This is a genomic window from Candidatus Margulisiibacteriota bacterium (genome assembly GCA_031268855.1).
Lineage (GTDB): Bacteria > Margulisbacteria > Termititenacia > Termititenacales > Termititenacaceae > Termititenax.
On sequence record JAIRWS010000068.1, the window covers coordinates 1 to 12,963 of the forward strand.

The window sequence follows — 12,963 nt, forward strand, 5'->3', positions numbered from 1 at the left end:
CTGACACGAGTCGAACGTGCGACATCCAGCTCCGGAGGCTGACGCTCTATCCACTGAGCTACAGGCGCAAAAGACAATCAAGTTTATCATGAAAATGTATTGGCATAAACAACACTGCCTTTCACTTCACGTCGCCAGCTTCGCTGGCTTGTAAGTTTCGTTGGACTTCATAAGTGGCTGCATTTATATCGTCTGTAACTTCTCCGACCTTGTCACTTCGCGCACTTCGTGCGCTTGCGACCGAGAGCGGCTTCAAGCCGCCGAGGAAGTGTCGCTGGCTAACCGAGCCAGCGGCGGGCTCTCACTTCACGTCGCCAGCTTCGCTGGCTTGTGAAGTTCGAGTGGACAGGGAAGGATTCGAACCTTCGTAGACTTGCGCCAGCAGATTTACAGTCTGCCCCGATTAGCCACTCCGGCACCTGTCCATGATATGACAATGTCGGAGTGAATTATACAGGAACTTTTACAAGGGAGCAAAATGTTATACAAAGAACTGGGAGCCATAAAACTCTGGCGCAATCTGACCTATGCGCCGTTTTGCTGAAACCGAACTTTCCCCGAAAAAGCAGACACTAATTAATCTGTCGGTTTACTCCTGATTAGTTAAACTGGCAATCAGAAACAGGCCGGCAGAACATATTGTGAGGCCTGTCAAAGCATGCTAACATTTGTCCGCTATTTTAAGGAAAGCCGTGCCTGCTAATGCAGGCGCGTTAACCCCCTGCGTCAGCAGGGTGTGTTAATCGGTGTAAATCCGGCGCTGTCCCGCAGCTGTGAGCTTGGTCCGCGAGATAAACTAAAATTATTTCGCCTAAACCGGCAAGTCAGAATACTTAATTTAGCCAATATCTCCCGCGGAGGAAAACCATGAAAAAAATTTTGGTATTTTGTTTCTTTATTCTCGGTTATGCGTTCTCTCAGGTTTATGAAGCTTCAGGCATCACGGTGGTTGGCAAAAGACTGTACGACGGCTCACTGCAAACTGGTTATTACGGCGCCGCGCAGATCATTACTTCGGCGGACATTCAGGCGGCCGGCGCGCTGACCGTGCCGGATGTTCTGCAAAAATACGGCATCGCCAAATACAGTAACGCTACGGGTAGTCCGATCGACTGGACGCTCAACTGGAATGGCTTCAGCAAAGGCGAGGAAGTCGTGGTTATCGTCGATGGTGTCAAAGTCAATGAAGCTGACGACAATGTAGTTTACTGGACAAATATTCCAGTGTCCGATATTGAGAGAATAGAAGCGCTGCCCGGCGCGGCTTCCGCGCAGTACGGCTCCGGCGCTTTTGCCGGCGTGCTGAATATTGTTACCAATAAATCACCGCGAAAATCCGTGCTGGCCGAGATAGGCACGGACGGCTACGGCCGACAGGGTTTTACGCTGGCCGATACCTTTGCGGATAATTTTTATTATAGTTTGAATTTTGATAATCTGGCGGCTACCGGCCAGCGCAAACATTCCGCTTACCGTGACCAGCGGCTCTCCGGTAAACTTGGCTGGTTTGACGACAGCTCGGAATTAAATTTGTATTACAAACTGGCGGATGCGCAGGCCAATTACCCTGACCAATTAACCGCAGCAGAAATTCTCGACAATCGCCGTCAGGCTATTGCGCCGGACAGCAGAGATATAGATACCGATCAGACCAATCTGGAATATCTGGGCAGTCTGGGAACAGATTGGGCTTATGTGCTTAATCTCGGCGCGCGCAATAGGAAAGTAAAATTTAATACTTTAGGCAGGGGGGGGAACAATACTATTGTCCGTGCCGCTGAAAACAGACACAGTTATTTAGGACAACTGACCTATAAAAACAAATTAACTGTTGGTTATGATTATCGTTTGTCGAACATTCGTTCTAGGGATTACGGATATGACGCGAATAGTTATATTCAATACCCGCTGAATGAAAAAGTCTCTGATATTTCTGCGACTAAAGGCGAGTACGCGCCGTACATTCAATACTTCGACCGCTGGGGCGCTGCGTACTGGCGTTATGGCGCGCGCGAGGACAGCGTGGATTATGTGCAGACGGATAATTTTAATAAATCTGCTGAACGTAAGACCAAAAAATTTTCCAAACGCGCGCACAACGGCGAGCTGGGCTGGGATTTTATTCCGGACTGGCAGGTCTATTACAGTTATGGTGAGGCCTTCAAAGCACCGGGGTTTTCTTATTTATTCGGCTCGTGGGGCTCTAATGAAAACCTGACTGCAGAGCTGGCTAAAACACAGACCGCTGGCCTGCGCTGGCAAAATGCGTATACTAATTTTAACTGGAATGTTTTCCAGACGCTTGTTGAGGATGAGATTATTAGCGTTACAGATATTTCTTATAATACAATTAATCAAAATGCCCAACAGACCAGACGCGATGGTTTTAATCTGAACATCGAACAGAATCTTGATTCAAACTGGCAGGTGTTTGCTAATTATAATTATGTGAAGGCGCGTTTTGTGGAAGCAGAATATTTTGATTGGACTGCATTTGACTGGTTTGATTTGGATGGTTACGCTCTGCCGCAGACGCCGGAGCAGGTATATAGTCTGGGCACGGCGTATACTTTCGGCCAGTATCGAATTTATCTGGCGCAAAATTTTGTGGACGCGCAGTATGCTGGCGATGACCTTTTTAATGAATGGAACTTATTGCCAGCTTATACTTTTGTCGACGCGCGCGTGGATTACCAAGCAGGCGACAACCTGAATATTTATTTATCCGTGCACGATCTGTTTAATAATATCTATAACACTAAATCGCTGGTTTGGTTTAATTCTGCTACCTCTGGAACGGATTTAGTCTACACCCCCGCCGACCTGCGTTCGGCGGCCATAGGAGCGCAATGGTCATTTTAGTTTTATTGGGTTTTTGCTCGACGCTTTCTCTGGCGGTCATTTTAGAGCGGCTGGTCTTTTTCTGGACGCATAAAAAATTTACCGCCGGAGAAGCCGAGCAGCATCTCTACCTGCTGTCCACCTGTATTTCCGCCGCGCCGCTTCTGGGCATACTGGGCACGGTGGTGGGTATTCAACAGGCTTTTGGCGGCTATGCGCTGTCCGGCGATATGCAGTCTATCGCGGGCGGCATAGCGATCGCTTTGCAAACGACGGCGGCGGGATTGTTGATCGCCCTGACCGATCTGGTTTTTTATAATTATTTTTCCCACAAGGCCGACCATGCGTAAAAATCCTCCGCATATTGACCTGGTGCCGCTGCTGGACACGATCTTTTTACTGCTGCTGTTTTTTGTCTGCGCGGCGCTGCTACAGTCCGGCAATCTAGCGGCCGGACTATCCGGTCAGGGCACGCGGCTGGAAAAATATCACACCATCACCATAACTCAAGAGAAAATCGACGGTCTGGACAGTATCGATGATCTGCCGGTGCTGATCAAGGCCGCCGCGGATGTGCCTTTTGGCCGCGTGGACACGGTTCTCCGGCGGCTGCAGGAAAAAAATATTGCCAAAGTAAATTTTGCTTTATGATACGCTATTTTTTGCTCTCGCTGTTTCTGCATCTTTTGGTTTTATTGCCGCTGAACTTGACTGGCAGGCTGGCTTTCAATAATTTTTATTTTGGCGCCGGACAGAGCGGCTCCGCTCAGCCCGTAATGCCGGCCGGCTTGTTTTCCGTTGAACAGACGGACGCTGGTTATGCGATCGTCGGTGTGGAAGAATTAGCTGTTTATGCCGACCCGCAAAATTTCCCGCCGCGTTACCCGCCGCTGGCTCTGCTCCGCCGCTGGCAGGGCGAAACGACCCTGCTCCTGTATATCAATAAGAACGGCGCCATAGACAGAGTGTTTTTAGAAAAATCCTCCGGTCATAAAATTTTAGACGAAGCGGCGCTGAATACAGCGGCGGCCTGGCGGTTTAGCAGTCTGAACAGAAATATACAGGTCAGATTTCCGGTCAGGTTTGTGCTGGATCGATAGTCCTAATGTAGTTGACATTTTCCCCAAAGCGGCGGGCTATCCGCGCTTGTTAAAGCGGAAGCGCATTTAATTTCTGACGAAATTCAGCATCCCGCCCGCGCTGAGGATCGCTTGGTCCCGCGCGGATAGGTCATAATTTAGGTCAATTTTCTGACCGTTGCTCTCGGCGGTGAGATTTTTATTTTCTTTTAATAAAGCGGTAATGTTGGTGATCTTTAACTCCGCGCCTTGCGCCAGCTGGTCATAATCCGCCGGCCTGGCAAAAGTCAGCGGCAGGATGCCGAAATTGATCAGATTGGCTTTGTGAATACGCGCGAAAGATTTGGCGAGGACTGCCTGGACACCCAGATACATCGGCGCCAGCGCGGCATGCTCGCGCGAAGAGCCCTGCCCGTAATTTTCCCCGCCGACGATAAAGCCGCCTTTTTTTGCCAGAGCGCGTTTAGCAAAATCCGGATCGAGTCCGGAAAAGACAAAATTAGCGATGGCCGGCACATTGCTGCGCAGGGGCAGTACTTTGCTGCCGGCGGGCATAATGTCGTCGGTCGTAATATTGTCGCCGGCTTTGAGCAGAATTTCGCCGGACAGGTCAGCGGTCAACGGCCCGCGTTTGGGGCAGGGCTTGATATTCGGGCCGCGGATAATTTCCGCGCGGGGATTGGGTTCCAGCGTCATGCTGTCGTCAATTTTAAATTGCTCCGGCGGCGTGAAGTTCAGCGGTGGTATCTTCAGTGTCCGCGGATCGGTCAATCTGCCGGTCAGCGCGGTCGCGGCGGCGGTTTCCGGCGAGACCAGATAAATGCCAGCGTCCTTAGTGCCGGAGCGTCCCTGAAAATTGCGGTTATTGGTGCGCACGGACACGCCGCCACTGCTGGGCGCCTGACCCATGCCGATGCAAAAACCGCAGGCGGATTCCAGGAGGCGCGCTCCGGCGGCGACGATAGCGGCCAGCGCGCCGTTGGCCGCTATCATTTCCAGTACCTGCTTAGAGCCGGGCGCCACGCCCAGAGAAATATCCGCGGCGATTTTCCGCCCCTGGAGCATATGCGCGACGGTCAGCAGGTCTTTGTAGGACGAGTTGGTGCAGGAACCGATGAGCGCTTGATCGACCTTTAAGTCCGCTAATTCCGCGACTTTTTTCACGATGTCCGGCATGTGCGGACAGGCGACGAGCGGCTCTAGCGCGTTCAGGTCAATAGTTATCTCCGCGTCATACACCGCGTCGGCGTCAGCCGTGATCTCCTGCCAATCCGCCCCGCGGCTTTGCGCCTGCAAAAATTGTCGGGTTGCGGCATCGGACGGAAAAACGCTGGTTGTCGCGCCCAGCTCCGCGCCCATATTGGCGATCGTGGCGCGTTCCGGCACGGAAAGAGTTTTTACACCGTCGCCGTCGTATTCGATGATCTTGCCTACGCCGCCTTTGACGGTCAGCCGCCGCAGGACTTCCAGAATAATATCTTTGGCCGCGACGAAAGGCTGCAGCCGGCCGGTTAAGCGCACTCTAATAATTTGCGGCATGGTTAAGTAAAAAGGCTGTCCGGCCATAGCGCAGGCCACATCCAGCCCGCCCGCGCCGATAGCGATCTGGCCGAGTCCGCCGCCCGTCGGCGTGTGCGAATCCGAGCCGAGCAGCGTAGTCCCGGGTTTGCCGAAACGCTCCAGATGCACCTGATGACAGATGCCATTGCCCGGCCGTGAAAATTTGACGCCGTATTTGGCCGCGACGGTTTGCAGGTAACGGTGATCGTCCATATTCATAAAATCGTTTTGCAAAGTATTGTGATCAACATAACTTACGGACAACTCGGTTTTGACCTGCGGTATGTTCATGGCCTCAAACTGCAGATAAGCCAGGGTGCCGGTCGCGTCCTGCGTGAGCGTCTGGTCAATACGGATAGCGATGGGCGCGCCGCGCCGCAATTCACCTACCGCCAGATGTTTGGCAATTATTTTTTCCGCGACAGTCAGGCCCATGCGCGGCTCCGGCAGAACCCCAGTGTTGAGCGTATCCGCGCGCGGTGCAGGTTTTTCATGCGGACAATTGTATAATAGTTTTGTTATAATATACACATGCGCAGTCTGGCCAATGTTATTCAAAAATTGATCGACAAAAATACTTTTCCGCAAAAAGACGCGGTGGAAATCATGGAGTATATTCTTTCCGGCAAATGTTCCGATGCCGAACTGGGCGCGTTCTTGATCGCGCTGCGTTTGAAAGGCGAGGACCTGACCGAGCTGCTGGGTTTTGCGCAGGTTGTGCGCCGGCAGGCGGTCAAGGTCAAAGCGCCGGCCGCCGGGTTGATCGACACCTGCGGCACTGGCGGTGGGCTGCAGGACACTTTTAATATTTCCACGCTGGCGGCTTTTGTAGCGGCGGCGGCCGGCGCGCGGGTAGCCAAGCAGGTTTATGCCGATCCGGGCTACGGCTGCAGTTCGCGGCAAGTGCTGGACAAACTCGGCGTTAATATAGAAATGGCGCCGGAAAAAATCCTCAAATTGCTGGCTAAAACTGGACTGACTTTTTTGTACCTGCCGCTTTTTCACCCGCGCCTGGAGCAGTTGACGCGCGTCAGCAGGCAGATCGCTGTGCTCAATTTGACGAATACGCTTTTTCCGCTGATCAATCCGCTACGTTTGCAAGGGCAGAGCAGCGGTGTTTTCAATGAACAGCTGACCACGTTGCTGGCCAGCGTCGTGCGGGCGCAGGGCGTCCAGCGCGCTTTTATTTTTCACGGTGTGGAAGGGCTCGACGAAATTTCGATCGCCGCCAACACGCGCATTTCCGAATTGCGCAAAGATCTCATCAGCACTTATATTTTTACGCCGGAACGTTTCGGTCTGCCGTCCGCGTCCGTTTCCACGCTGCATTGCAACAGCGCGGCGGACAGCGCGCAGATTTGCCGGGTTATTTTGGCCGGCCGCGAGGATTCACCGCGCGCGGATGTGGTCGCTTTGAATGCCGCCGCCGCGCTGGTGGCCGCCGGTCTGGCCAAAGATCTCCGGTCCGGTTTTCAAAAAGCTAAAGAAACTTTGCACAATGGTCTGGCCAGTAAAAAACTGGAAGAAGTCGCCGCGGCTGCTCAATCTTTAGCAAAAAAACAGAAAAAAATGGCGCGTCTGCTCAAAAATAAACGCAAATCCCGCTAATAAACGCCAAAAACCTGGCATAAAACCTGTAATTATCAGTTGGGACAAGGGGGAATTTTTTTGAACAAAGCGGAGGCGCAGATGCGCATCAAGTTAAACGTCAATCGTTTGTTTGACGGCGGTAAACTGCTGGTGACGCGCGATGATTATGCGGACAGTGTGAATTATGAATATCTGGAAAGCAACGAAAGGTTTTACAAACTGGCGGGGCTGATCCGTTAATTTATAAATAAAAAAAAGGGGTTGGTGGTTATGCGGAAGGTCAACGACAGCGGCAGCTACAAAAAAACTAAAGTGAAAGAAATGCCGCGCACTTTGCAGGATGATAATGGCTTTGTGCGTATAGACCCGCGCTATTTGGCCAATGCCTGAGGGGTTGTTTTTTCAATGACTCAAAATATTATCGCCCTGACCGTAGCCAAACTGTACGGCGTGCGGTGTCGGGAAGTCTTTTTCCTGCGTTGACCAGCGGTACTGGTATTTCAAAAAGTCGCCGGTACTGGTTTTGCCGCCGATAGTGGTGATATAGAGCGTTTTGCCGGTTTTAGCGCCATATTCCTGACCGTTGACGACAATACCGCGCTGGGGGGCGTAGACGCGCATTTCCAGTCCGGCCGCGCTGTCGACATGGGTGAGCAGCGAGTCTATGCCAAAGATCAGCTGGTCGTTTTCCGCGCCGAGATAGATTTTGGTATTGGCGCGCAGGATCGCCGCGCTGAGAATAATAAACAACAAAATACTTTTTTTCATAATCGCGCTCCCTGTATAAATAAATCGTAATTTTGCCGCAATAGTTTCATTTATTTTTGTACCGAAAACGGATATGGCTTTTTGCAGAGGTTCCACTGCTGTTTGCTTTTGGCCATGCAAGTTTCGGCTGGCGGGCGACGATATTATAAACACAAAAGGGAGAAAGGGGAGAAGATCATGGCTCTAAATATAAATAGTTTTGAGAGATCACTGCAAAGTGGCTTAAATCCGGCGTCGTGGGACAGCCCCAAAAGCATTGTCAAAGATGTGATCGAGGCTTCGCTCAAAGCCAGCAATACCAAAGCGGTGAACACCGAGCTGCTGGTGGAAGCCGCGATCCGCGATCCAGGGGTGCTGGCCGACATCAAAGCCGTGGCTGGCCGTCTGCTCAACGACAAACTTTAACGCAATCTGGCAATTTGAGCTTTGTCAATATGGTATAATATTTCTTAAAGCGGGGTATTCATTGGCAGCGCAATAAATCACTAAATTTCCATGCAAGTTTGGGCGGACTTGTGTCGATACTTAGTTTAGTAGAGGAGTGGGTAGAATGGCCAGCGAAGAAACATCAACATCAATGGTTTATACTTTGATCCTGAATCCGCGGGAAAGAATGCCGGCCAAAGAAGCGGACGCCAAGCGTTTCGCGCGCATGGTGCACAATGAGCTGGAAGAGCTGATGGCCCAGATCGCCAGTGACGAAAAAGAAATCACGATCGACGGCATGACTATCGACAAAACTTCCACGCTGGGCGCGATGATCATCAATGACAAGCTGTCGGAGATCGAATCAAAAAATACGCAGAACTTTAGCCTGCTCAGTGAGATCCGCCGCGCCGAAGATAGTCTGCGCCAAATTTTAGGTTAAGGGGGCTTGGTTATGGCAAATATAATGGAGTCTTATTCGTTTATCCAAAAGCCGCGCAAACCAATGCAGGCGGACACTACGGTGATCGATTATTCTTATGCCTCCAGCGCCAATCTTGACAAGAAAACCAATTACTTAATGGAGATGCTGAAATTTTTGCCGGACTACGAGCGCAAAGGTTTTGCTCTGGAAGCTACCGAAGACGACTACAATCAATACGGCAAGCTGGTCGATGGCACGCCGGTGTTTGGACAGGCGACCGGCTCGCTGCGGGGTTACGCCGGAGCTTACGGCGTGGCTGGTCTGCAGCTGCTGGCGGATAACACCGCGGATTTTCAACATCTGGATAATGCTATTGCCAGCGGGCCGCTCAATAGCTTGATCAGCGAGGCGCTGTGGGGCAAAGTGCAATACAATTTAAAAAGCGAGACACGCTCTTATTACGATATGATGATGACCGGCCTCGACGAATTGTCGCCGGAGAAAACATTTTATGTTTTGACGGCTATGCTGGAATCGCGCAGCCGCGTGACTTCCACGCTGGCGGAGATTTTTGGCCAGCCGACCATGTCGGACAGCGCGCGCTTCGCGGCTTTCGAGACCTGGTACGCGCAGAATACCGGCGCCGAGCCGGGCAAGGCGGCGTTCCTGTCATTTTTTCTGGATGCCAGCCAATCTTTTGTTTCGCATGTGCTGCCGTTGTTCGGTGGCAGTGACGAGCATTTGCAGAGCGCTACGGACAAAACGCAGGCGCAGAGTTTTATGACCACGCTGCAGAGCAAAGTGCAGGCTTACATCGCTTCTTTGAGCGGTGCGGCCAAACAAGAAGCCAGCGCGATCTGGTCAGCCTGGCTTAATCCGGCCGACCTGCCCACGGCCGCGCAAAATTACACGGCGGCGCGCGATACGGGCTGGGGACAGCGAGTGCAGGATGTTCTGCAAAAAGAAATAGACCGGATAATCAACAGCAATCTGGCCGGCCGCATTTCTTATCGTTTTCGTCAGGCGGCTTACAAGCGGGCCAAAGAGGAATACGACGAAAAGATCGAAGAAGAAGAAAAACTTGAATTTGAACGCGAGAAAAAAACCAAACAAGCGCAGGCTGAAGAGAAAGCGCTGGAGGAAAAAATTGCCGCCAGAAACCGCGAGCAGGCCAAAGAAAATACCGGCGTCAAACAACAGCAGACGCAGACGGTCAAACCGCAGCAGCAAGCTACAAAAACAGCAACAGCTACTAAAACAGCTACTAAAACAGCTACTAACGTAGCGCCAAAAATAACCACCGCGGCCAAACCGACCAAGATCGTTACGGCCAAGCCGGTCAATACGCCCACAGCCAAAAAGCCGATCTTGCGTGTGCGTAAAAGCGCGGCGGTCAACCAGACCAAAGTCGCCAAACAGGTGCAAAAAACAGCGCTTACCCAGTACTCCGCGCGTACCAGCAAAGGACGGCGCGTCAGAGTCAATAGAGCGCGCCGGAGAAATGTCTGGGGCAAGCCGTCAGTCTTTAAATAGAGAGGCGGTAGCGTAAAATGACCATCTCTACTGTTAATATGCTGAACCGTCCGCTGGAGGAGCAGATCCAGGGCGTCAAAAACACCGAGCATTTCCGCGAAATTCAGGAAAAGCTGCAGGCCGAGCGCGAGGAAAAAGGCTTCTGGGTCAAAAGCAAAGATCAGGCCGGCCAGGATGATTATTACCTGGATGTGTCACGGCTTTCCGCCAAGACGTTTTTTACAACGGTGCGCACGCATGAAGGCACGGTCAAGGTGCCGATGGCTATCAAAATGATCATGGGCGAAAAACTCACGCTACGTGACCGCATCGAGAACATCATGGAAAGTTACATGAAAGCGGTGGCGCAGACTTCCTCGCACAATTTAATGCTGTCGCGTCTAGCTGGTCTAAAAATGGCGGCCTTTGCTTATATTTTGGCGCAGCTAGGTGTGCCGCCGGATGAGCTGCGCAAGCTGCGGCAAAAAGCCCTCGACGATACGGTCGCCGAAAATGTCGCGCTGATGGAGGAAAATCTTTACAACAGCGAGCTGCTGGAGATCATCGGGGGCTCTTCCGGCGCGCGTTTGAAAGCCGAGCGCAGCGTGCTGGACGAAATTCAAAAGCAAATTATTACGCAGGCCAAACGGCTGAATATCGAGGATTATTATACGAAAGAAAAAATTTTGGAAATCCGCATCAAGGTCGCCAAAGAAATTTACGCCAAGTTTAAAGAGGAAGAGCAAAATATTGAGTATGAATTAAATTATTATGTTATGACCGAGGAGTAAAATAAATGGTCGAAACCAAGATCGGCGGCGAAGCGGCGGCGGAGCAGCCGGAGACTGAGGAGCAAAAAAAACCGGAGTTAAAACCGCCGCCTCCGCCGGAAGAAGCTGAAGAGATCGATCTGCATGAGCTGCAGATCAAGCTGGAAAAAGCGAGATCCTACCTCAAAAGAACAGAGATGAGGATCAACGCCAATGAATTGAATTTGCGGAGACTGCGCGAGCGGCAGCAAGCGCTGGAAGACAAAAGAATGAATACGGCGCTGCTGCCGCGCCGAAATAAAACGGAGAATCAGGTGTAATTATGGCTGTGCCGGATATACAACAACAGGTCAGTGCTTCCCGTCAGGCGCAGGAAGTCCGCGCCGAGCAGCGCACGCGGGATCTGCAGTATTATCAAAAAGAAGTGCAGCGCGCGGAAGCGGCCAAGCCGCAGAGCTTGACGCAGCTGCTGGACAAAACCGCGCAGGAACGCAGCACCAATATTGTGGCCAACGCTGTGGCGTCTTTTTCCCGCTCCTCGCTGGGTAAACTTTTTGACGACGCGCCTAAAACAAAAGATAAGCATTTTCGGGTGCAGGACTATATCCGCGAAAGCGACGAGCCGCAGGAAGACAGCGTGTCGATCACGCGCCGCAACAATGTGCGATCGCTGAACAAAGAGCTGGAACTGCGCCGCGGCGATCGGGAGCACGCGGAAAAAATCCAGTATCAGCTGGATTCTGAAACACGTGAATTGATGGAGCACTATACGCGGCTGTACGGCCAGGTTATTTCTTCGCGCTCAGCCGCCGCCGCGCAGGAGCTGGACAAACTGGAGAAAAAACTCAAAACCGACAAGGGCTTTAACAACACGCAGCTTTTAGAATTAAAACTCTCCGTCAAACAATCGCTGCGCGGCGCGGTGGTCGGCCAGATCAAAGACGCTTTCCTGAAAAAAATGGTTTCCATGGATATGGTGGTCGAGCTGGGCACGGCCGAGCGCGGCCTCAACGATCTGCTGGCGGAGATACAGGAGAACGCTGAACTGGGCGGCGTGGATTTCGGCGGTTTCAATACTGACCTGCAGGGTTCGGTAGACCGCGCGGCGCAGGAAACGGCCGGTGAAGTGCGTCTGGCGCTCAAGGATCTGCTCGATCAAAAAATGACCGAGCGTCTGGTCAGCGACTCGGCTGACCCCAAAGAAGCGCGCAAGGATCTGCAGGGGCTGCTGGAGCTGGGCAAAAAAGTCGGCTTCAACGCGACCGAATATATGAAGAGCTGGTACAAGTCCAAAGAGGATAACGGCTTATTCGTTTTTGAGCGGCCAGTCACGGACGCCGTGAATATTCAGGCCGATCTCCAGCGGCAGAATCAAAATCAAAACAATGGCGGCGGCTCCGAAACCGCTGTGGAAGCGCCGGCCGAGGAGACCGAAGATTATTTGATCAACCGGCTGCGCGCGCTGTATATCCGCTCGGCTTTGAAAAACGACTGGCGCACTTCGCTGGACACTTCGCTGAAAATTATCAAGACTAAAAACAAAATGATCAAACTGGGGATTTTTTCCAACGACATCAACGACAAAGTGCGTGAGGAATCCCGCCTGATCGCTGGCCTGAAAATCATGGAAATGCTTAAGGAAGTTTTTCTGGAGCGCGCCACTTTGTACCGTCTGGCCGGCCCGGCCTATCAATTGATCGACGCGAAAATGACCGGCCTGATGCGCAATGCCAAAAAGCTGGGTATGGAGCTGACCGAATACGAATTTACGCTGCTGCGCGACCGCGCCAATGAGTCGGTATACGAAGTGTCCAAGCGCGAGCTGAAACTGACCAATGTGGCGCTGGCGGTCAAGGATTCACCAATGCTACGCGACAAAAAGAAAAAACTGGTCCAGCTCATGGAACGCCTGCAAACCGAGTCCAATATTCAGGACGACAGCGCCCTGGCCGAAAATGAATTGACCGATAGAGTTCAAATCAAGGCGGCGTGA

Annotated in this window: 14 protein-coding genes, 1 tRNA gene and 1 riboswitch; of the genes, 12 read left to right on the plus strand and 3 right to left on the minus strand. The window is 51.9% G+C overall.

Annotated elements, in window-relative coordinates:
• Positions 1–342: 342 nt before the first annotated feature.
• Positions 343–425 (minus strand) — tRNA-Tyr (locus LBJ25_04215).
• A gap of 272 nt (positions 426–697) precedes the next feature.
• Positions 698–853: riboswitch (cobalamin riboswitch) on the plus strand.
• Between the two features lie 14 nt (positions 854–867).
• Here LBJ25_04215 and LBJ25_04220 point away from each other — a divergent pair.
• Genes LBJ25_04220 through LBJ25_04235 form a run of 4 tightly spaced genes read left to right on the plus strand, consistent with a single transcriptional unit; the run spans position 868 to position 3,941 of the window.
• Entirely contained in the window at positions 868–2,862 is a 1,995-nt protein-coding gene (locus LBJ25_04220) for a TonB-dependent receptor (GenBank protein ID MDR1453158.1), read from the plus strand.
• Positions 2,850–3,191, plus strand: a complete 342-nt coding sequence (locus LBJ25_04225; protein MDR1453159.1) for a MotA/TolQ/ExbB proton channel family protein — start codon at positions 2,850–2,852, stop codon at positions 3,189–3,191. The genes LBJ25_04220 and LBJ25_04225 overlap by 13 nt, the downstream gene beginning before the upstream one ends.
• A complete protein-coding gene (locus LBJ25_04230) occupies positions 3,184–3,492 on the plus strand; it encodes a hypothetical protein (protein MDR1453160.1) in 309 nt (102 codons plus the stop codon). The genes LBJ25_04225 and LBJ25_04230 overlap by 8 nt, the downstream gene beginning before the upstream one ends.
• The gene (locus tag LBJ25_04235; protein MDR1453161.1) at positions 3,489–3,941 is read left to right on the plus strand and encodes an energy transducer TonB; all 453 of its coding nucleotides are present in this window, start codon (positions 3,489–3,491) and stop codon (positions 3,939–3,941) included. Before LBJ25_04230 ends, LBJ25_04235 begins: the two co-directional genes overlap by 4 nt.
• A 66-nt stretch (positions 3,942–4,007) precedes the next feature.
• On the opposite strand, the gene LBJ25_04240 is transcribed toward LBJ25_04235, so the two are convergent.
• Complete coding sequence (locus tag LBJ25_04240; GenBank protein MDR1453162.1) at positions 4,008–5,915, minus strand: aconitate hydratase; 1,908 nt, start codon at positions 5,913–5,915, stop codon at positions 4,008–4,010.
• A gap of 96 nt (positions 5,916–6,011) precedes the next feature.
• On the opposite strand from LBJ25_04240, the gene trpD reads away from it, so the two are divergent.
• Entirely contained in the window at positions 6,012–7,088 is a 1,077-nt protein-coding gene (gene trpD, locus LBJ25_04245; GenBank protein MDR1453163.1) for an anthranilate phosphoribosyltransferase, read from the plus strand.
• A 60-nt stretch (positions 7,089–7,148) separates the two neighbouring features.
• Positions 7,149–7,310: a hypothetical protein gene (locus LBJ25_04250; GenBank protein ID MDR1453164.1), complete on the plus strand. Its 162-nt coding sequence runs from the start codon at positions 7,149–7,151 to the stop codon at positions 7,308–7,310.
• A gap of 162 nt (positions 7,311–7,472) precedes the next feature.
• On the opposite strand, the gene LBJ25_04255 is transcribed toward LBJ25_04250, so the two are convergent.
• A complete protein-coding gene (locus tag LBJ25_04255; GenBank protein MDR1453165.1) occupies positions 7,473–7,838 on the minus strand; it encodes a hypothetical protein in 366 nt (121 codons plus the stop codon).
• 177 nt (positions 7,839–8,015) lie between these two features.
• Between LBJ25_04255 and LBJ25_04260 the strand changes: the two genes are divergently transcribed.
• The 6 genes from LBJ25_04260 (at position 8,016) to LBJ25_04285 (ending at position 12,963) form a co-directional block, all read left to right on the plus strand.
• The gene (locus tag LBJ25_04260; protein MDR1453166.1) at positions 8,016–8,243 is read left to right on the plus strand and encodes a hypothetical protein; all 228 of its coding nucleotides are present in this window, start codon (positions 8,016–8,018) and stop codon (positions 8,241–8,243) included.
• Positions 8,244–8,388: 145 nt separating this feature from the next.
• Entirely contained in the window at positions 8,389–8,706 is a 318-nt protein-coding gene (locus LBJ25_04265; protein MDR1453167.1) for a hypothetical protein, read from the plus strand.
• Positions 8,707–8,718: 12 nt separating this feature from the next.
• Positions 8,719–10,221, plus strand: a complete 1,503-nt coding sequence (locus tag LBJ25_04270) for a hypothetical protein (GenBank protein ID MDR1453168.1) — start codon at positions 8,719–8,721, stop codon at positions 10,219–10,221.
• Between the two features lie 17 nt (positions 10,222–10,238).
• Positions 10,239–10,991: a hypothetical protein gene (locus tag LBJ25_04275; GenBank protein ID MDR1453169.1), complete on the plus strand. Its 753-nt coding sequence runs from the start codon at positions 10,239–10,241 to the stop codon at positions 10,989–10,991.
• Positions 10,992–10,996: 5 nt separating this feature from the next.
• Positions 10,997–11,290: a hypothetical protein gene (locus tag LBJ25_04280; GenBank protein ID MDR1453170.1), complete on the plus strand. Its 294-nt coding sequence runs from the start codon at positions 10,997–10,999 to the stop codon at positions 11,288–11,290.
• 2 nt (positions 11,291–11,292) lie between these two features.
• Complete coding sequence (locus tag LBJ25_04285) at positions 11,293–12,963, plus strand: hypothetical protein (GenBank protein MDR1453171.1); 1,671 nt, start codon at positions 11,293–11,295, stop codon at positions 12,961–12,963.